This is a genomic window from Conexibacter stalactiti (assembly GCF_033542075.1).
Classification (GTDB): domain Bacteria; phylum Actinomycetota; class Thermoleophilia; order Solirubrobacterales; family Solirubrobacteraceae; genus Conexibacter; species Conexibacter stalactiti.
On the sequence record NZ_JAWSTH010000034.1, the window covers coordinates 38642 to 57041 of the forward strand.

An 18400-nucleotide genomic window follows, 5' to 3' on the forward strand; every position below is an offset into this window, starting at 1 on the left:
ATCAACTGAAAACTGGACAGTGATGGTCCGGCTCAGGCATGCTTGGCAGCGCCATGCGGATCGGAATCCTCACGTCACTGACGGTCGCCAACTCGGCCTACCGCGCCTTTCCGCTCGCGGAGCTGACCGGGCGGGGGCACGAGCTGATACTCGCCGACGCCGACAGAAGACTCGACGGCCAGCCGCTGTTGGCGTGCGACGTCGTGCACGTCTACCGCCAGAGCGACCCGCCGATACGGAGACTCGTGCGTCAACTCCACGACGCCGGCGTCGGGGTCGTCTGGGACGTCGACGATGACCTCACCGCGGAGCCGGAGGAGGTCGAGGGCAGCTGGAGCAAGCGCGGCACGAAGCTGCAGCGGATGCTCTCCGACGTGCTCGCGGTCGCACGTGCCGCCGACGTGATGACGACGACGACCGGGGCGATCGCCACGACCTACCGGCGTCACGGCGTCGACCCCGTCCGCGTCGTCGAGAACTACCTGCCGACGCTCTACGCGACCCCGACCGCCCGTCCGCACGACGGTGTAACGATCGGCTGGGTCGCTGCGAACGAGCACTCTCACGACCTTCGCCACCTCGGCATCAAGCCGATGCTCGAACGGGTGTTGGAGGCCAACCCCGACGCGCGGGTGCACTGCATCGGGATCGACCTGGGGCTCGACTCCGACCGCTACAGGCGTGACGTGGTCGTCGAGTACAGCGCGCTCGGCGCGCGCGTCGCCGAGTTCGACGTCGGGATCGCCCCGCTCGACGACATACCGTTCAACCGCGCGCGCTCGAACGTGAAGGTGAAGGAGTACGCCGCCGCCGGCGTGCCGTGGCTCGCCTCGCCGATAGGGCCGTACGCGAACCTCGGTGAGAAGCAGGGCGGCCGGCTCGTGCCCGACGACGGCTGGGAGGCCGCGCTCACCCGCCTCGTGCGCAAGGACCGCGAGCGGCGCAAGCTCGCCAAGCGGGCGCTGGAGTGGGGCGCCAGCCAGCGGGCCGCCCGCAACCTCGGGGCGTGGGAGGCGGTCCTGGAGGAGGCGGTGCAGCGCGCGCGGCTCCGGTCGTCGGAGCCGCGCGGGCTAACCGCCGCTCTCTAGGCCGTCGCGCCTGCGCGCGTCGGCTCCAGCGCCACGGCCAGCACTTCGTCGACGGTCATCGCGAAGTGGAACGTCATCTGCTCGCGCACGTCCGCGGGGACGTCGTCGAGGTCGCCGCGGTTGCGCTCGGGCAGGATCACGTCGGTCAGGCCGGCCGCGTGGGCGGCGAGCACCTTCTGCTTGACGCCGCCGATCGGCAGCACGCGGCCCTGCAGCGTGACCTCGCCGGTCATGCCGACCGTGTGCTTGACCGAGCGGCCGCTCAGCAGCGACGTGAAGGCGGTCACCATCGTCACGCCGGCGCTCGGGCCGTCCTTCGGGATCGCGCCCGCGGGCACGTGCACATGGAACTGCCCGTGGTCGTCGAAGACATGCTCGTCGATCCCCAGCTCGCCCGCGTGGCCGCGCACGTAGGAGAGCGCGATCCGCGCCGACTCCTTCATCACGTCACCGAGCTGGCCGGTCAGCACGAGCCCGTCCTTGCCGGGCATCCGGACGGCCTCGACGAACAGCACGTCGCCGCCGGTGCCGGTCACGGCGAGGCCGGTCGCGACGCCCGGGACGGCGGTGCGGATCGCCGCCTCCTGGAAGAACTTCTGGCGCCCGAGCGCGTCGCGCACCACGTCCAGGTCGATCGTCACCGGCGCTTCCGCTCTGCCGGACGCGATCCGCGTCGCGGTCTTGCGCAGCACCGTGCCGAGCGTGCGCTCGAGCTGGCGGACGCCGGCCTCGCGCGTGTACTCGGTCGCGACCTGCTCCAGCAAGGCGTCTGAGACCTCGACCTCGTCGGGCCGCAGGCCGTTGCGCTCCAGCTGCCGCTTCCACAGGTAGCCGCGAGCGATCGCGGTCTTCTCCGCGGTCGTGTAGCCGTCGAAGCGGATCACCTCCATGCGGTCCAGCAGCGGCCCCGGGATCGAGTCCGCGACGTTCGCGGTCGCGAGGAAGAGCACGCCGGAGAGGTCCAGCTCCAGATCGAGGTAGTGGTCGCGGAACGAGTGGTTCTGGGCCGGGTCGAGCACCTCGAGCAGCGCGGCGCTGGGATCGCCGCGCCAGTCGGCGCCGACCTTGTCGACCTCGTCGAGCATGATCACCGGGTTCATCGTCCCGGCGTCGCGCAGCGCGCGCACCAGGCGGCCCGGGAGCGCGCCGATGTAGGTGCGACGGTGGCCGCGGATCTCGGCCTCGTCGCGCACGCCGCCGAGCGACATGCGCACGAACTCGCGGCCGGTCGCTCGCGCGATCGACTCGCCGATCGAGGTCTTGCCGGTGCCGGGCGGGCCGATCAGGGTCAAGATGGCCCCGGAGCGCTTGTCCTCCTCGATCCCGCGCTCCTGCCGCAGCTTGCGCACGGCGAGGTACTCGGTGATCCGCTCCTTGACGTCGTCGAGGCCGGCGTGGTCTGCGTCGAGCACCGCGCGGGCGGCGACCGGATCGAGCTTCTCGTCCGATCTTCTGCTCCACGGGATCGCGACGAGCCAGTCGAGGTAGGTGCGGATCGTGCCCGCCTCGCCCGACTGCTCGCCGAGCCGCTCCAGCCGGCCCAGCTCCTTCTCCGCCTGCTCGCGCGCGTGCTCGGGCATGCCGGCCGCCTCGATCTTGGAGCGGTACTCCTCGATCACGTTGGCGTCGTCGTCGCCGAGCTCCTTGCGGATCGACTCCATCTGTCTGCGCAGGAAGTACTCGCGCTGCTGTCTCTCGGCGCCGTTCTGGACGTCGTCGCGGATGCGCGTGCGCACCTGCAGCTCGGCGAGCCGCTCCTTCTGGAGCGCGACGGCGAGCTCGAGACGGTCGGTCACGTCGAGCTTCTCCAACAGCTCGACCTTCTGCTCGAAGGAGATGTCGGGCGAGTAGCCGGCGGTGTCGGCGAGCGTGCCGGGCTCGCTGATCGCGCGCACGAAGGCCTGGATGCGGCCGTCGTCGCCGCGCAGCTCCAGCAGCTCCTCGACGACGGCGCGGTACTCGCGCTCGAGGTGGCGGGTGCGGCCGTCGACCGGCTCGGGGTCGGGGCGCTCCTCGACCTCGACGTAGAGCTTGCCGTCGGGGGCGGTGTGGGCGGCGCCGGCGACGCCGCGGTAGAGGCCGTTGAGGGTCACGGCACGGGCGCCGCCGGGCAGGCGGACGTGCTCGACGACGTCGGCGACGGTGCCGACGCTGGCGAACTCGTGCTCGTGCTTGGGAACGAGCAGGACGCGCTCCTCGTCGCCGACGTCGACGGCGAGGGACAGCGTCATGTTGGGGAAGACGACGGCGTCTTCCAAGGGGACGAGCAGAAGTCGGCTCATGTCGCTGCGTCACTTCCTGTCGAAGGACTTACCATGAGTAAGCGAGTATAGCCACAGTCACGTGATGTGAGTCGCGCCCGCTCAAGTTTTGCACGATGAGCGATGTGGGGGCGAATTTCTGAAAACACGTGGTTGCCGTGTCCACGATCTGGAAAGATTGGTCCCGATGAGCGAACGCGAGCCCAGAGGCATCCCCGACAAGCCGGACGCGACCGACGAGCCGCACGACGTGCTCGCGGCCGAGGAGTTCCCCGGCCCCTCGCCCGACGCGGCGATCGTCGAGCAGGGGCCGATCGAGCTGCCAGACAACCCCGAGGGCGAGAGCGAGCCGCACGACGTGCTCGCCGCCGAGCAGTTCGCGATGCCCGCGCCGCGCCACCACGGCAACACCAGCGTCGAGGTCACCGCGCCGCCGGCCGGCTCCTCGAAGGCGCCGCTGCTCGTCGGCCTTGGCGCAGCCGCGCTCGGCGCGCTGACGGTGTTGCTGAAGCTGCGCTCACGCAGGCGCTCGAAGCTCGAGCAGCTGCGCGACCGCCTGCCGCTGTGACGCGCCCAGACCTGTCCGTGCCGGCGCCCGTGCTGCGCTGGTACCGCGACGAGCTGGCGACGATCGGCGACGGCGGCGACCCCGTCGTGCCGATCGACGTCCACACGCACGTCGGCGAGCATGATCCCGACACGATGCGCTGTACGCCGGCCGAGCTGATCGCGCATCTGGAGGAGGCCGGCGCGCGCGGCGTCGTCTTCCCGCTGAGAGAGCCCGACGGCTATCCCGGCCCCAACGACGCCGTGATCGCCGCCGCCGCCGAATCGGGCGGCCGCCTCAGCGCCTTCGGCCGTGTCGACCCGGCCGTCCACCCGGCGCATGAGGCGCAGCGTGTGCTCGACGCCGGCGCGCGCGGGCTGAAGCTGCACCCGCGCGGCGAGAGCTTCCAGCTCGACGACAGGCGGCTGGAGGACGTCTGGGCGCTCGCGCACGAGCGCCGGGTGCCGGTGCTCGTGCACGCCGGCCGCGGGATCCCGTCGCTCGGCGCTCACGCCGTCCAGGTCGCCACTCGCTACCCGGGCGTGCGGCTGATCCTCGCGCATGCCGGGATCAGCGACCTCGCCTGGATCGGCAGGCAGGCGCAGGAGCTGCCGAACCTCTTCTTCGACACCTCGTGGTGGGCGCCGGCAGACCTGCTGACCTTGTTCGCGACCGTCCCCGCCGGCCAGATCCTCTTCGCCAGCGACGCGCCCTACGGCCGCACGCCGATCGGGGCGCTGGAGATCATCCGGATCGCACGCCAGGCCGGCGTCGACGACGCGCGCCTGCGGCTCGTGCTCGGCGGCCAGGCGGAGCGGCTGCTGGCGGGGGAGGAGCCGCTCGACGGCGGTCGCCCGTCCGGCTCGACGCGCGTCTCGGTCGACGTCCTGCTCGACCGCGTCGCCGGCTACCTGACGGCCGCGTTCGGCCAGCTCGCGGGCAGAACGGGCAACGCCGAGATGCTGAGCCTCGCGCGGCTCTCCTGCGCCGTCCCCGCCGACGCGCCGCAGGCGGCGCACGCGCGCGTGATCGGCGACCTGATCGACGCCTACGAGGCCGCCGGGCTGGCCGCGGCGGGCGTGGAGCCGCCGGGGATGCTGCCGGCCGGCACGCACCTGCTGGCGCTCGCGCTCACGGTCGCGCGCACGCCCGACGTGCCGGTCCCGGACATGCTGTTCGCAGACTGAGCCCCGAAGGGGGAGGGAGGAGATGCGTCGCCCGGCGCCTCCGCCGCTCCGGCCGAGGGTGCACGGAGCGCCAGGGGCGCCGGGACGGACGCAGTCAGCTACGCGGCGCGGGCTGCCTGCGGCAGCGGCTGCGGCGTCGCCATCGTCGCGGCAGCGGCGTCGCGCTGGGTCGGAGCGACACGCTCCATGCTCCAGCGAGACGCCGTCGTGCCGTGATCCCGATGACGCACGATCACGTAGCGGCGGATGGGTGAAGTGGTCTGCATGGAGAGCATGATGCGCCTCTGAGCAGAGGATTCCCTGGGACAGGCGTCCAACGTTCGCGCAACGTGATTTCGCCGTTTGTCACAACAGCGCGCTGGCGGGCGGACGAGGCCGCCCGGCCGCAGCGCACGAGAGCTGCGACGCCGCTACGCGCTCAGCCGGCCGAACTGCTCGGCCAGCAGCTGCAGCTCCGCGGGGGAGAAGCGCGTGAGGAAGCGGCGGCGCACGCCGGCGAGGTGGGTCGCCGATGCGGCGTGGACGAGCGCGCGGCCGGCCTCGGTGATGCGCGCCTCGGTGCCGCGCGCGTCGTCGGGGCAGGGGGCGCGCTCGATCAGGCCGACCCGTTCGAGTCGTTCGACGAGCCGCGTGAGCCCGCTGCGGGTCAGTCGCACGGGCTTGGCGAGGTCGTGCATGCGCAGGCTGCCACGCTCGGCCTTGTCGAGCGCGAGCAGCGCGAAGTAGTCGCTGAAGGAGAGCTGGTGGGCGGTCTGCAGCTCGTGCTCGAGCTCGACCTGGATCTCGGCATGCGCCTGCAGGAACCCGTGCCAGGCGGCACTCTCGTGATCGGACAGGCGCTCCCAGTCCGAAGCGCCGCAGACCGATCCCTCCTGCTCATCCAGCGGCCCGAGGTCCGCCGGAGCGGGAAGCGGGGAGGTGGGTGAGGGATGGATGGCCATGTGAAGGAGCATAACAGTTGCGTGCGCAATCACTTGTGCTATGTTGTTGACCACGCAATCAACTTCGCCCCGTCCCGAAGGAAGGAATCACCCAAATGTCCGCCACTGTCACCTCCGTCCCCACCGGCACCTGGAACGTCGACCCCGCTCATTCGGAGGTCGGCTTCCAGGTCAAGCACATGGGCATCGCCACCGTGAAGGGCAAGTTCAAGGAGTTTGCCGGCAGCCTCACGATCGGCGAGGACGGCAGCGCGACCGCGACCGGCACCGTCCAGGTCGCCTCCGTCGACACCAACGAGGCGCAGCGCGACGAGCACCTCCGCTCGCCTGACTTCTTCGACGCCGCGACGCACGAGCAGATCACGTTCACGTCGACCGAGATAACGGCCGTCGACGACGAGACGTTCAAGATCACCGGCGACATCACGATCCACGGCATCACCAAGCCGATCACGCTCGAGGCCGTCTTCGAGGGCTCCGACCAGGACCCGTGGGGCAACACCCGCGTCGGCCTCACCGTCACCGGCCAGATCAACCGCAGCGACTTCGAGATGAAGTTCAACCAGGCGCTCGGCTCCGGCAACATGCTCGTCAGCGACAAGGTCAAGCTCGCGCTCGACATCTCCGCCGTCAAGGCGTAGCGCGCAGCTCCAAGCTCAGACTCACCTGACGCCGTCGCGGGTTCGCTCGAACCCCGGCGGCGTCTGTGCGTTCAGGGCGGCGATGACGTCGCTGAACGCCGCCACCACCTGGGGGTCGAACTGCGTCCCGGCGCACCGTCTCAGCTCCGTCAGCGCGTCGAGGTGGGGCAGGGAGCCCTGGTACGGGCGCTCGCTGACCATCGCGTCGTAGGCGTCGCAGACGGCGACGATCCGCGCGCCGAGCGGGATCCGCTCGCCGGCCAGCTTGTCCGGGTAGCCGGCGCCGTCCCAGCGCTCGTGGCTGGAGCGCACGATCGCCGCGACCGGCCGCATCGCCGCCGCCGCGCCGAGGATGCGGTCGCCGATCACGGTGTGCTCGCGCATGAGCCTCCATTCGTCGGCGTCGAGCGGGCCGGGCTTGTGGAGGATCTCGTCGGGGATCGCGATCTTGCCGATGTCGTGCAGCTCGGCCGCGCGCGCGACCTCGTCGACCTGCTCGGCGCTCAGCCCCAGCCGCCTCGCGACCCCGACGACCAGTGCCGCGACCCCCTCGAGGTGGTCGTGCAGCTCCGGCTCGCGCTCGCGCAGCACCTGCAGCAGCACGTCGCACGTCTGCCGGCGGCTCGACTGGCGCGAGTCGTCCTTGGCGGCGTACATCCGCTGGTCCGCGAGCTGCAGCGCGTGCGTCGCCGAGTCGGCCTCGGAGGGGATCGCGACGAGCCCGCAGGAGGCGCCGACGCTGAATCCCTCGCCCTGCTCGCGCAGCGCGGCGGAGGCCGCCTCGACGATCGGGTCGCCGGCGCCGGCCGCCTCGTCGAGCAGGATGCAGAACTCGTCGCCGCCGAGCCGGTAGGCGCGGCCGTGGCCCCGCACGACCTCGGCCAGCCGGCTGGCGAGGCGGTCGAGCAGCATGTCGCCGGCGGCGTGGCCGAAGCCGTCGTTGTAGCCCTTGAAGCCGTCGAGGTCGAAGAACGCGAGCGTCTGGCTGCGGCGCGGGTCGGCGGCGCAGAGGGCGACCGCGCGATCGAGGTCGGCCATCAGGCGACGGCGGTTCGGCAGCCCGGTGAGGCCGTCGGTCAGCGCCTCCTCGCGGGTGGTGCGCAGCAGCCTGATGTACTCGCGGAAGGTCCAGCCGGCGCGCGCGGTCGCGATCAGCAGCGCGCCGGTCGCCAGCAGCACCGCCGCGGTCGCGATGTCGGTGAACTGGCCGAGGCAGAGCAGCGCGACGGCGAGGCCGGCGAAGCCCGCCGGGATCGCGAACGCCTGCAGGCCGAAGCCGCTCTCGATCTGCCGCGGTCGCCACGGCTGCCACGCCGCCCAGCCCCACACGACGAGCGCATACGGCCACAACGCCGAGACGATCGAGTCGTCGTCGAAGCTGCCCGTCGCGCTCTGGTAGGCGTAGAGCGTGTCGGCGACGGTGAAGGCGACCATCCCGAGCCCGAGCAGGACCCACACGCCGCCCGGCCGCCATGCCTGGGTCGCGAAGGCCGTCAGGATGAAGCCGATCAGCATCAGGTCGGCGAGCGGGTAGGCGAGATGGAGCGCCGTCTGCGCCGATGTGGCGTCGCTGGCGTTGAGGACCGGCTCATAGGCGAAGGCGACGACGTAGGCGCCGACGGTCAGGCCGCCGATCAGGCCGTCGACCCACAGTCGCGCGGCGACGCGGTCGCGGCCGTCGGCCAGCAGCAGGCCCAGTCCGGCGAGGCAGAGCGGGTAGAACAGCAGGTAGGCGGCGTCGGCCGTCCACGGCGAGTCGCCGCGGTCGAAGAACAGTCCCCATATGCCGTCGCCGAGCGAGTAGACGAGGATCGCCAGGCCGATGCAGATCCAGGCGGGGCGGCGGTCGCGCACGAGCGCGGCGCGCACCAGGCAGGCGATCGCGCCGCCCAGCTCGAGCGCGAAGTAGATCCCGTCATCGATCACGACGTCGGTCGCGCTGCCGCCGAAGTCGGTCAGCGCCTGCCCGAACAGCAGCACGAGCCCGACGATCGTCGCCGCGGCGAGCAGCTGCCGCAATGGCGCCCCCGACAAGTTTTGCTGCAAAACGGTCCTTCCCTGGATGTCCTTCACTGGTGATCGGCCGCTGGTCGCGCGAGCTTGACGCGCGCGTTCCGAAGCTGACAGATGGACGCTCGCCGCAACAGGCCGTGCGCGCCGTTTGGGACGCGGCGGACAGGGGGTACGTCTCTGTTCAGGAGGAGGGATGCCGGGCGCGAGCAGCCCCCAACGGTTCTGCACCCCTGCGGAGGGACGGTCCGGTGGCGGAGGTCAGCTTCGATCGCGTCAGCAAGGTCTATCCGGACGGCACGCGTGCCGTCTCGTCGATCCAGCTGGAGATCGCCGACCAGGAGTTCATGGTGCTCGTCGGGCCCTCCGGCTGCGGCAAGACGACCGCGCTGCGGATGGTCGCGGGCCTGGAGGAGATCAGCGAGGGCGATCTGCGGATCGGCGACCGCGTCATCAACGACGTCCCCTCGCGCGACCGCGACATCGCGATGGTCTTCCAGAGCTACGCGCTCTACCCGCATCTCTCCGTCTACGAGAACATCGCCTTCGGGCTGCGCCTGAAGAAGGTTCCCAAGGACGAGATCGACCGCCGTGTCAGAGAGGCGGCGCACGTGCTCGACCTGACCGAGTGGCTCAAGCGCAAGCCGCGCAACCTCTCCGGCGGCCAGCGCCAGCGCGTCGCGATGGGGCGCGCGATCGTGCGCGAGCCGCAGGCCTTCCTGATGGACGAGCCGCTCTCCAACCTCGACGCGAAGCTGCGCGTGCAGATGCGCGCGGAGATCGCGCGCCTGCAGGACGACCTCGGCGTCACGACGATCTACGTCACGCACGACCAGGTCGAGGCGATGACGATGGGCGACCGCGTCGCGGTGATGCGCCGCGGCGAGCTGCAGCAGGTCGCCACCCCGCAGGAGCTGTACGACCATCCGCTCAACGTCTTCGTCGGCGGCTTCATCGGCAGCCCCGCGATGAACCTCATCGAGGCGACGCTGGAGCGCGACGACGGCGGCTACGCCGTCCAGCTCGGCGACCAGCGGCTCGCGCTGCCCGAGCAGCTCGTCGCGGCCCGGCCGGCGCTGGCGCAGTGGGCCGGCCGCGAGCTGGTGCTCGGGATCCGGCCCGAGTCGCTGGAGGACGCGTCCGTCGCCGGCGCGGCCGCCGACGGCAGCCGTCTGCGCGCCCGGGTGAAGCTGCGCGAGGCGCTCGGCTCCGAGGTAGACGTCCACGCGACGATCGCGGCGCGCCCCGCGCAGACCGACGAGGTGCGCGAGCTGCAGGCCGACAAGGGCCTGGAAGCGCTCGACGCGAGAGCGTCCGAGGCGACCGTCGTCGGCCGGCTGTCGCCGAAGTCGCGCACCGTCGAGGGAGACGCGATCGAGCTGTCGGTCGACACCACCGCACTGCACTTCTTCGACCCCGGCAACGGGCTCGGCATCTATGACGCCGCGGCTCAGACGGAAGGAGCACCCTCCTCATGACACGGCACCGCATCGCGACGGCGGCGGCGCTGCTGGCGCTCGCGCCGGCAGCGCTGGCGGCCGGTTGCGGCAGCGACGACGACGACGGCGGCTCGGCGACGACGAGCGGCGGCGGTGGCGCCACGAGCGCCTCGACGACCGCGACCGACGTCAGCGGCTCGGTCTCGGTGATCGGGATCTGGACCGGCGACGAGCAGAGATCGTTCCAGGCCGTCATCGACAAGTTCAACGAGACCTATCCCGAGGTCGACGTCAGATACACCTCCGCCGGCGACAACCTGCCGACGGTCGTCGGCACCGCGGTCGAGGGCGGCAACCCGCCCGACATCGCGACGATCGCCCAGCCCGGCCTGATCAGAGAGTTCCAGAGACAGGGCGCGCTGAGATCGATCGACTACGCCAGAGACACGGTCAGCGCCAACTACGCGCCCGACTTCGTCGAGCTCGGCACGATCGACGGGAGACTGTTCAGCTTCGTCTACAAGGGCGCGAACAAGTCGACCGTCTGGTTCAACGTCGAGGCGTTCAGAAACGCCGGTGTGGAGGATCCCGACGACTGGGACGAGTTCCTCACCAACGCCAGAACGATCGGCGCCTCCGGCATCCCGGCCTACTCGATCGCCGGCGCCGACGGCTGGACCCTCACCGACCTGTTCGAGAACATCTACCTGCGGCAGGCGGGCCCGGAGAAGTACGACCAGCTCAGCGAGCACAGAATCCCGTGGACCGATCCGTCGGTCAGAGCGGCGCTGAGAACGATGTCGCAGGTCTTCTCCGACAGACAGAACATCCTCGGCGGCACCGCCGGCGCGCTGCAGACCGAGTTCCCGGCGTCGGTCGAGGCCGTCTTCCAGAACCCGGCCAGAGCCGCCCAGGTGATAGAGGGCGACTTCGTGCCCGGCGTCGTCGCGGAGACGACGAGACTGAGAGCGGGCGAGGGCTTCAACGTCTACGGCTTCCCCGAGATCGGCGACTCCGAGGACTACGTCGTCGGCGGCGGCGACTCGATCGCGACCTTCCGCGACACGCCCGCGGTGAGAGCGTTCGTCGAGTTCCTCGCCTCGACCGAGGGCGCCGCGACCTGGGCTGAGCGCGGCGGCTTCTCCTCGCCGAACAGAACGGTCGGGGAGGACGTCTACCCGGACGAGATCACCGCCGACATCGCGACGGCGATCGCCGAGGCGAGAACGTTCCGCTTCGACATGTCCGACCTCGCGCCGGCCGCCTTCGGCGGCACGCCGAGCCAGGGGGAGTGGAAGATCCTGCAGGACTTCCTCGCCGATCCCTCTGACATAAACGGCACGGCGGACAAGCTCGAAGCCGCGGCGGCGAGAGCGTACCGGTAGGCGATGGGGGCGTCGGCGCTGAGAGGCGGGGCTGAGACGGGGCGGGGCGGCGGTCGCCGGCACGACCGCGGCCGCGCCTCGCTCGTGGCCCTCTTGTTCCTCGCGCCGGCGCTGATCTTCCTCGTCGTCTGGATCGTCTACCCGACCGGCTGGACGATCGTCCGCAGCTTCTTCGACCGCGGCGGCGACGAGTTCATCGCGTTCGACAACTACAAGGAGATCTTCACCACCGACACGCTCCAGACGGCGATCAAGAACAACGTCATCTGGGTCGCGGTCGTGCCGGCGCTGGTGACCGCGATCGGGTTGGTCTTCGCCGTCCTGACCGAGCGGATCGCCTGGTCGACGGCGTTCAAGACCGCCGTCTTCATGCCGATGGCGATCTCGCTCTTCGCGGCCGGCGTGATCTGGCGGATCATGGACGAGAAGGACCCCAGCAGAGGCACGATCAACGCCGCGATCAAGGTCGTCGACGACACCTTCGGCAGCGGCGGCGTGCTGACCGCCGGGCAGGCCTCCTCGCCGCAGCTGACCGGCAGCGTCGAGCAGGGCTTCGTGCTGAGAAACCCGGTCTCGGCCGGCGAGACCGCGTCGCTGGGACTGACCGCGATCCCTCCCGACGAGGTGCCCGCCGACGCCAGACAGGCGGTCGAGCCGAGAGCGGTCGAGGGCGAGATCACCGGGGTCGTCTGGCGCGACTTCAAGCCCGGCGGCGGCAGACCGGGCGTCGTCGAGCCCGAGGAGCTGGGGATCGCCGGCGCGACGATCGAGCTGCGCGACCCTGGCGGCGGGGTCAGCCAGACGGCGACCAGCGGTGCCGGCGGGGCCTTCGTCTTCAGAGACGTCGGCCCGGGTGAATTCAGAGTGGCGGTCGGGCCGCAGACCTTCCAGGAGCCGTTCACCGGCGTCTCGTGGCTGGGGCCGAAGCTGATCACCCCGGCGGTGATGATCGCCTACATCTGGGTCTGGGCCGGCTTCGCGATGGTGATCATCGCGGCCGGGCTGTCGTCGATCTCGCGCGAGGTGCTGGAGGCGGCGCGGACCGACGGCGCGACCGAGTGGCAGGTCTTCAGACGCGTGACGGTGCCGATGCTGGCGCCGGTCCTGTCGGTCGTCTTCATCACGATGATCATCAACGTCCTGAAGGTCTTCGACATCATCCTGTCGGTCGCGCCGCAGTCCTCGCAGGACGACGCCAACGTGATCGCGCTGGCGATGTGGCGCACCTCCTTCGGCGGCGTCAACGACTTCGGGCTCGGCTCCGCGATCGCCGTCTTCCTGTTCCTGCTGGTGATCCCGGTGCTGGCGCTCAACATCCGCCGCTTCAAGCGAGAGGAGGCGTAGGCGATGGCCGCGCGGATCGGACAGCTGGCGCGGCACGGGCCGCTCAACATCCTGCTGATCGTGCTCGCCGCGATGTGGCTCGTGCCGACGTTCGGGCTGCTGCTGACGTCGCTGCTGCCCGCGAGCGAGATCACGACGACCGGCTGGTGGAAGGTCGTCTCGCAGCCGAGCCTCGCGACCTTCGACAACTACAGCGCGCTGTTCGACAACAGAGACATCATGAGCGCGTTGTGGACGACCGTGCAGATCGCCGTCTTCAACACGCTGCTGCTGGTGATCGTCGCGTCGCTCGCCGGCTACGCCTTCGCCTGGCTCTCCTTCCCCGGCCGCGACTGGCTGTTCGTCGTCGTGATCGGCCTGCTCGTCGTGCCGCTGCAGGTCGCGCTGATCCCGATCTTCTCGCTCTACAACGACACCGGCCTGTTCGACACCGTGCAAGGGCTCGTGCTCTTCCACGTCGCCTTCGGGCTGCCGTTCGGGATCTTCCTGATGCGCAACTTCTTCGCCGGGATCCCGAGAGACATCCTCGAGTCGGCGCGGATCGACGGCGCCTCGGAGCTGAAGATCTTCGTGCGGCTGATCCTGCCGCTGGGGCTGCCGGCGATCGCGTCGCTGGCGATCTTCCAGTTCCTGTGGACGTGGAACGACCTGATCGTCGCGTTGACGTTCGGGCGCGACACGCAGCCGCTGACGGTCGCGATCTTCACGCAGACGCGCCAGTTCGGCTCCAACATCGACCTGATCGCACCGGCCTCGTTCCTGTCGCTGGCGATTCCGCTCGTCGTCTTCCTCGCCTTCCAGCGCTACTTCGTGCAGGGGATGCTGGCGGGGTCCGTCAAGTAGCTCCGCGGCCGACTGTGCGACGCTGAGAGCGATGGTCCTCCGCCGCCCGCGGGTCGCGACGGCGGCGATGTTCTTCGTCAGCGGGTCGGTGATCGGCACGTGGGCGGGGAGCGTCCCGTACGTGCGCGACCGTCTCGACGTCTCCACCTCGATGATCGGCCTCTGCCTGCTCGCGATGGCGGCCGGGTCGGTGCTGGCGATGATCGTCGTCGGCCGCGAGCTCGACCGCCGCTCCAGCGCGACGCTGACGCGGCTCGGCGCGCTGCTGGTGCCGCTGACCGGCGTGCTGCCGCTGCTTGCGCCCTCGCCCGCGGCGCTGGCGCTGGCATTGTTCGCGCTCGGTGTCGCCAACGGCGTGCTCGACGTCTCGATGAACGCCCACGGCGTCGCGGTCGAGCACGCGCAGGAGCGGCCGGTGATGTCGTCGTTGCACGGCGGCTGGAGCCTCGGCGGGCTGGTCGGCGCCGGCGCCGTCGCGCTCGGCCACGTCGCCGGGGTCGACCCGCGCGTGGAGGCGGCCGTCTTCTGCGCGCTGCTGCTGGTCGGCGGGCTGTGGTTCGGGCGCCATCTCGGCGATGTGAGCGCGGCGACGCAGGGGGCGGGCGCGGCCGGCGGGGAGGGCGGGGCGTCGGTGGGCGCGTCGGGCTCGGATGGCGCGGCGCCGGCGCAGGCGCGCTTCGTCTGGCCCTCGCGCGCGATCCTGCTGATCGGCTCGCTGAGCGCGATGCTGTTCCTCTCCGAGGGCGCGATCACCGACTGGTCGGCGCTGTACCTCGACCGCGACCTCGGCGCCGCGGCCGCCGTGGCGGCCGTCGCGTACGCCGGCTTCGCCGGGGGGATGGCGATCGGGCGCTTCTGCGGCGACGCGCTCAACCACCGCATCGGGCCCGCGAGGCTGCTGCGCTGGGGCAGCGCGGCGGCGTCGCTGGCGCTCGCGGCGACGCTGCTGAGCGGCGAGCCGCTGCTGGCGCTGCCGGCGCTCGCGCTCGCGGGGCTCGGCCTCGCCAACGGGGTGCCGCTGCTGTTCAGCGCGGCGGGGAGGTCGCGTGAGATGTCACCGGGCCCGGCGATCGCCGCGGTGTCGACGATGAGCTACGGCGGGCTGCTGGCCGGGCCGCCGCTGCTCGGCTTCGTCGCCGATCTCACGTCGCTGCCGTGGGCGCTGTCGGCGACGGTCGCGCTGACTGCCGTCGTGGCGCTGGCGGCGGGGCGGGCGGAGCGCTAGGAGGGGGCGGGCGCCTTGCGCGCTCGCGGGAGGCTCGCTGGCCGCCGGGGCTGGCGGCCGGTGCTGCGGTGCGGTGCGCTGCGTCAGGCGGCGTCGGGGTGATCTCTGAGCTGCTTGCGCAGGATCAGGTCGCCGATGATCGAGCCGGGAGGACCGGTCGTGATCAGCGTGATGCCGGGGAACCACCAGCCCCAGCGGCCGTCGACGGCGCCCTTGGCGGTGAGGCCGACGAGCGCGACGAAGCCGATGCCGTGGATCGGGCCGATCAGGCTGACCATCGAGTCGCTGCGGTCGATGAAGGCGACGTACATCAGCACGAGGAACAGCAGCAGGTCGGCGATGCCGATCGCGAGCACGATGTTCAGCAGCCGTCTCGTCGAGGCGAGATCGGGCGTGGAGGTGGTGGGAGAGGCGGGTGGCATGAGCGGAGACGATACCTCCTGTTCGTGCTGTTTGTGATCGTGTACAGTTGTCAGCTATGACAGACAATGCCCGCGCAGTCTTCCAAGCTCACGCCGGCAGCTACGCCGACGACCTGCGGCGGCGGCTGATCCCGCCGTTCGACGCCTTCTACGGAACTGCGGTCGGCGCGCTCGGCGCTGCCGGCGAGGTGCGGCGGGTGCTCGACCTCGGAGCGGGCACCGGGCTGCTCTCCGGGATGGTCGCCGCCGCCCGTCCGGGCGTGGCGCTGACGCTGGTCGACGGCGCGCCGGCGATGCTCGACCAGGCGCGCGAGCGGCTGGCGGGGGTGGCGGATGCCACGTTCGTGGTGGGTGATCTGCGCGATCCGCTGCCTGATGCGAGTGGGGCTGGCGCGGCGGGCGGCGGCGCCGGGGCGACCGGCGCGGACGGCTGGGACGCGGTCGTCTCCGCCTTGGCGATCCACCATCTCGATGACGCCGGCAAGCGCGACCTGTTCACGCGCGTCCACGCGGCGCTGCGGCCCGGCGGCGTGTTCGTCAACGCCGAGCAGGTGCTCGGCCGCACGCCCGCGATTCAGGCCGGCTACCGCGCCTGGCACAGAGCGTCGAGCGCGGCGCTGGGCACGACGCCCGAGGAGTGGGCGGCGTCGGAGGAGCGGATGGCGCACGACGTCTGGGCGCCGGTCGGCGATCAGATCGCGTGGCTGGAAGCAGCCGGCTTCCCCGACGCCGACGCCCCCTTCCGCGACCACTGCTTCGCGGTGCTCGTCGCGCGCAAGCCCGGCTGAGGTCGAAGCGCGGTCGTTGCTGTCGCTCAGCAACAGCAAACGACCGGAGTTCGCGTCACGGGCGCCGCGCGAGCCGGCTCGCGGCGACGGCGGCGAGCAGCAGGATCAGCGCCGCGGCGACCGGGATGCGCCACAGCGGGTCGCCGGGATCGGGGGCGAGCGCGGCGGCGGGGTCGCCGGGGTCGAGCAGCCGGCCGCCGGTCGCGGCGGTGAGCGTTCCGAGGCGGCCGGCGTCGGCCGGCTGGGGGCGGAACTCGGCCGGGTAGGGGACGGCGAGGAGGGCGTCGGCGCTCGTCGCCTGCTCGCTGGGCGCGGCGCCGGCGGGATCGTCCGCCGGCTCGCCGCCCGCCGCGCTCACGGCGACGCCGTAGACGCCGGGGGTGGGCGGGGAGGCGCCGTCTTCGGCCGGCCGGGCGGAGGCGCCGGTGGTGCCGTCCCCGCGCGGCAGCGGGGCCGCGTAGCGGCTCGGCGCCACCTGGTTGAAGGTGAGTTGCGTGACGGTGTCGTCAGGCGCGCGGACGGTGCCGGTGACCGTCGCGAGGTCGAGCGTCGTGCCGGCGGTCGCGAGCGGGTCGACGACGACCGTGCCGGGATCGCCCGGCGCGAGCGACGGCTGCAGCGGCGGCGTCGCGACGCCGCGCTGCGCCCAGCGCGCGGCGGCGGTGAACAGTTGCGGGCGCGTATTCAGCCAGTCGCCGGCCCACGGCCCCCCGCCCGGCGTCCAGACGACGACGCGGCCGAGACCCTGCTGCCCCTGCGCCAGGATCGGCGTCGCTCTGCCGTTGACCTCGCTGCTCAGCGGTGCGACCGCGCCGGGGCGCAGGCGCGTGAGGACGGTCCCTCGCAGCGGCGGCAGCGATCTGCCGGAGAGGTCCGCGGTCAGCGGGCTCGCCGCCGTCGCGGTCACCGGCAGCGTCGCGCGCACGCCGACCGACGGCGCGCTGCGGCGTGTCTCGCGCGCGAAGACCCTCGGCAGCTCACGCGCGTCGGGGACCGCGTAGAAGCGGCCGCCGGCGGACCGCGCCAGCCGCCGCATCAGCGCCGTGTCGGCGTCCTGGCCGAGCGCGACGGTCGAGAGCGTGATCCGCTCCTGTCTCAGCCGCGCGAGCAGCGGCTCGTAGTCGCCCTCTTCCGAGACGCCGTCGCTGAGCAGGATCAGATGTCTGACCGGCGCGGCGCTGCGGGCGAGCTGCGCGGCGCCGCGCTCCAGTCCGCGCAGGATGTTCGTGCCGCCGTCGGCGTCGAGGCCGTCGATCAGCTCGCCGATCGCGCCGGCGTTGCCAGTCGTCGTGCGCTGGAGCGGGAGCAGGTCGCGCGCGACCGCGTCGAAGGCGACGACGGCCAGCTCGTCCTCGTCTCTCGCGGTCAGCTCCAGCGCCGACTGCGCGGCGGCGCGCGCCATCGCGATCTTGGGATCGACGCCGCCGGCGAGGTCGTTCATCGAGCTGGAGCGATCGAGCACGAGGCCGAGCGCGAGCTGCCGCTTGCGCACGCCGCCCGGTCTGAGGCTCTGCACCGGCAGCAGCGCGTCGAGCGGGCTGCCGGCCCAGCCGCCGAGCGACAGGCTGTGCGGTCCGCCGAGCACGAGCAGGCCGGCGCCGCCGTCGCGGACCGCGGCGGTGAGCGCGGTCGTCTGCGCCGCGTCCAGCGCCCGCGCGGGGACGTCCGCGAGCACGATCGTGTCGGCCGCTTCGAGCTCGGCGGTCGCGAGCGCCTGGGGCGTGGTCGTCGCGACCTCGATCCCGTCGCCCTGGAGCACGGCGGGAAGGGTGCCGACCGCGTCAGGCGTCTCCGCGACGACGAGCGCGCGCGGCGGCGGCGAGACCCGGGTCGTGGCGTCGAGCGCGTCGTTGACCGTGACCGCGTCACCCGGCAGTTCGACCGCGAGCCGGTAGGCGTGCCAGCCGGCGGCGGGGGCGCGGTAGGTCAGCAACAGCGGGTTGTCGCCCCTGGTCAGCGCGACCCGCTCGCGCCCGACCTCCGCGCCGTCGCGCGCGAGCACGACGGTCGCGGTGGCGGTCGTCGTGCTGCGGATCGTCGCCTGCAACGCCAGCTGATCGCCGGCGCGCAGCGGCGAGGGGACGGTGAGGCGGGTGACGGCGGCGTCGGGGGCGGCTCGCGTGGCGGCGTCGGCGGACGCGGCGGGCGTCGCCGCGGCGGGTGTGGCGGCGCGGCTGGCGAGCGGAACCGCGTCGACCTGCACGCCGGCGCGCTTCGCGGCCGCCGCCGGGGCCGTGGTGGCGTCGGCGCCGGCGGTGTCGGAGCCGGCGGGGGGGGCG

Annotated in this window: 16 protein-coding genes; 10 read left to right on the plus strand and 6 right to left on the minus strand. The window is 72.1% G+C overall.

What is annotated here, in order from left to right; translation table 11 throughout:
- Positions 1-53 precede the first annotated feature (53 nt).
- Complete coding sequence (locus R7226_RS14275) at positions 54-1088, plus strand: glycosyltransferase family protein (RefSeq protein WP_318597845.1); 1035 nt, start codon at positions 54-56, stop codon at positions 1086-1088.
- Here R7226_RS14275 and lon read toward each other — a convergent pair.
- Positions 1085-3370: an endopeptidase La gene (gene lon / locus R7226_RS14280; RefSeq protein ID WP_318597846.1), complete on the minus strand. Its 2286-nt coding sequence runs from the start codon at positions 3368-3370 to the stop codon at positions 1085-1087. The genes R7226_RS14275 and lon overlap by 4 nt on opposite strands.
- Before the next feature lie 166 nt (positions 3371-3536).
- Between lon and R7226_RS14285 the strand changes: the two genes are divergently transcribed.
- Both R7226_RS14285 and R7226_RS14290 read left to right on the plus strand, forming a co-directional pair.
- Entirely contained in the window at positions 3537-3917 is a 381-nt protein-coding gene (locus R7226_RS14285) for a hypothetical protein (protein WP_318597847.1), read from the plus strand.
- A complete protein-coding gene (locus R7226_RS14290) occupies positions 3914-5083 on the plus strand; it encodes an amidohydrolase family protein (RefSeq protein ID WP_318597848.1) in 1170 nt (389 codons plus the stop codon). Before R7226_RS14285 ends, R7226_RS14290 begins: the two co-directional genes overlap by 4 nt.
- Before the next feature lie 98 nt (positions 5084-5181).
- On the opposite strand, the gene R7226_RS14295 is transcribed toward R7226_RS14290, so the two are convergent.
- Together R7226_RS14295 and R7226_RS14300 are read right to left on the minus strand one after the other, a co-directional pair.
- Positions 5182-5349, minus strand: coding sequence for a hypothetical protein (locus tag R7226_RS14295; RefSeq protein WP_318597849.1), 168 nt, complete (start codon positions 5347-5349; stop codon positions 5182-5184).
- A gap of 144 nt (positions 5350-5493) precedes the next feature.
- On the minus strand, positions 5494-6024 hold the full coding sequence (locus R7226_RS14300) for a MarR family winged helix-turn-helix transcriptional regulator (RefSeq protein WP_318597850.1): 531 nt from the start codon (positions 6022-6024) through the stop codon (positions 5494-5496).
- Positions 6025-6119: 95 nt separating this feature from the next.
- Between R7226_RS14300 and R7226_RS14305 the strand changes: the two genes are divergently transcribed.
- Positions 6120-6665, plus strand: a complete 546-nt coding sequence (locus R7226_RS14305) for a YceI family protein (RefSeq protein WP_318597851.1) — start codon at positions 6120-6122, stop codon at positions 6663-6665.
- A gap of 21 nt (positions 6666-6686) precedes the next feature.
- Here R7226_RS14305 and R7226_RS14310 read toward each other — a convergent pair whose 3' ends face one another.
- Positions 6687-8684 carry a bifunctional diguanylate cyclase/phosphohydrolase gene (locus R7226_RS14310; protein WP_318597852.1) on the minus strand — a complete coding sequence of 666 codons (1998 nt, stop codon included), beginning with the start codon at positions 8682-8684 and terminating at the stop codon, positions 6687-6689.
- Positions 8685-8926: 242 nt separating this feature from the next.
- Here R7226_RS14310 and R7226_RS14315 point away from each other — a divergent pair, with 242 nt between their 5' ends.
- From R7226_RS14315 to R7226_RS14335, 5 genes are read left to right on the plus strand one after another with little or no spacing between them, the layout of a single operon-like run.
- On the plus strand, positions 8927-10153 hold the full coding sequence (locus R7226_RS14315) for an ABC transporter ATP-binding protein (protein WP_318597853.1): 1227 nt from the start codon (positions 8927-8929) through the stop codon (positions 10151-10153).
- Complete coding sequence (locus R7226_RS14320; protein ID WP_318597854.1) at positions 10150-11499, plus strand: ABC transporter substrate-binding protein; 1350 nt, start codon at positions 10150-10152, stop codon at positions 11497-11499. Before R7226_RS14315 ends, R7226_RS14320 begins: the two co-directional genes overlap by 4 nt.
- A gap of 3 nt (positions 11500-11502) precedes the next feature.
- On the plus strand, positions 11503-12843 hold the full coding sequence (locus tag R7226_RS14325) for an ABC transporter permease subunit (RefSeq protein ID WP_404827843.1): 1341 nt from the start codon (positions 11503-11505) through the stop codon (positions 12841-12843).
- A gap of 3 nt (positions 12844-12846) precedes the next feature.
- Positions 12847-13686, plus strand: coding sequence for a carbohydrate ABC transporter permease (locus R7226_RS14330; RefSeq protein WP_318597856.1), 840 nt, complete (start codon positions 12847-12849; stop codon positions 13684-13686).
- Positions 13687-13717: 31 nt separating this feature from the next.
- The gene (locus tag R7226_RS14335; protein ID WP_318597857.1) at positions 13718-14911 is read left to right on the plus strand and encodes an MFS transporter; all 1194 of its coding nucleotides are present in this window, start codon (positions 13718-13720) and stop codon (positions 14909-14911) included.
- Between the two features lie 83 nt (positions 14912-14994).
- Here the strand turns inward: R7226_RS14335 and R7226_RS14340 are convergent, their stop codons facing one another.
- The gene (locus R7226_RS14340) at positions 14995-15333 is read right to left on the minus strand and encodes a DUF3817 domain-containing protein (protein ID WP_318597858.1); all 339 of its coding nucleotides are present in this window, start codon (positions 15331-15333) and stop codon (positions 14995-14997) included.
- 56 nt (positions 15334-15389) lie between these two features.
- Here R7226_RS14340 and R7226_RS14345 point away from each other — a divergent pair, with 56 nt between their 5' ends.
- Entirely contained in the window at positions 15390-16121 is a 732-nt protein-coding gene (locus R7226_RS14345; RefSeq protein ID WP_318597859.1) for a class I SAM-dependent methyltransferase, read from the plus strand.
- Positions 16122-16176: 55 nt separating this feature from the next.
- On the opposite strand, the gene R7226_RS14350 is transcribed toward R7226_RS14345, so the two are convergent.
- A partial coding sequence (locus tag R7226_RS14350) for a VWA domain-containing protein (protein ID WP_318597860.1) occupies positions 16177-18400 on the minus strand: 2224 nt, incomplete at its 5' end.

Bases quoted from the DNA above. Each gene is read 5' to 3' on its own strand.
- R7226_RS14275 (WP_318597845.1), top strand. From the start codon at position 54: ATGCGGATCGGAATCCTCACGTCACTGACGGTCGCCAACTCGGCCTAC.
- lon (WP_318597846.1), bottom strand. From the start codon at position 3,370: ATGAGCCGACTTCTGCTCGTCCCCTTGGAAGACGCCGTCGTCTTCCCC.
- R7226_RS14285 (WP_318597847.1), top strand. From the start codon at position 3,537: ATGAGCGAACGCGAGCCCAGAGGCATCCCCGACAAGCCGGACGCGACC.
- R7226_RS14295 (WP_318597849.1), bottom strand. From the start codon at position 5,349: ATGCAGACCACTTCACCCATCCGCCGCTACGTGATCGTGCGTCATCGG.
- R7226_RS14300 (WP_318597850.1), bottom strand. From the start codon at position 6,024: ATGGCCATCCATCCCTCACCCACCTCCCCGCTTCCCGCTCCGGCGGAC.
- R7226_RS14305 (WP_318597851.1), top strand. From the start codon at position 6,120: ATGTCCGCCACTGTCACCTCCGTCCCCACCGGCACCTGGAACGTCGAC.
- R7226_RS14320 (WP_318597854.1), top strand. From the start codon at position 10,150: ATGACACGGCACCGCATCGCGACGGCGGCGGCGCTGCTGGCGCTCGCG.
- R7226_RS14325 (WP_404827843.1), top strand. From the start codon at position 11,503: ATGGGGGCGTCGGCGCTGAGAGGCGGGGCTGAGACGGGGCGGGGCGGC.
- R7226_RS14330 (WP_318597856.1), top strand. From the start codon at position 12,847: ATGGCCGCGCGGATCGGACAGCTGGCGCGGCACGGGCCGCTCAACATC.
- R7226_RS14335 (WP_318597857.1), top strand. From the start codon at position 13,718: ATGGTCCTCCGCCGCCCGCGGGTCGCGACGGCGGCGATGTTCTTCGTC.
- R7226_RS14340 (WP_318597858.1), bottom strand. From the start codon at position 15,333: ATGCCACCCGCCTCTCCCACCACCTCCACGCCCGATCTCGCCTCGACG.
- R7226_RS14345 (WP_318597859.1), top strand. From the start codon at position 15,390: ATGACAGACAATGCCCGCGCAGTCTTCCAAGCTCACGCCGGCAGCTAC.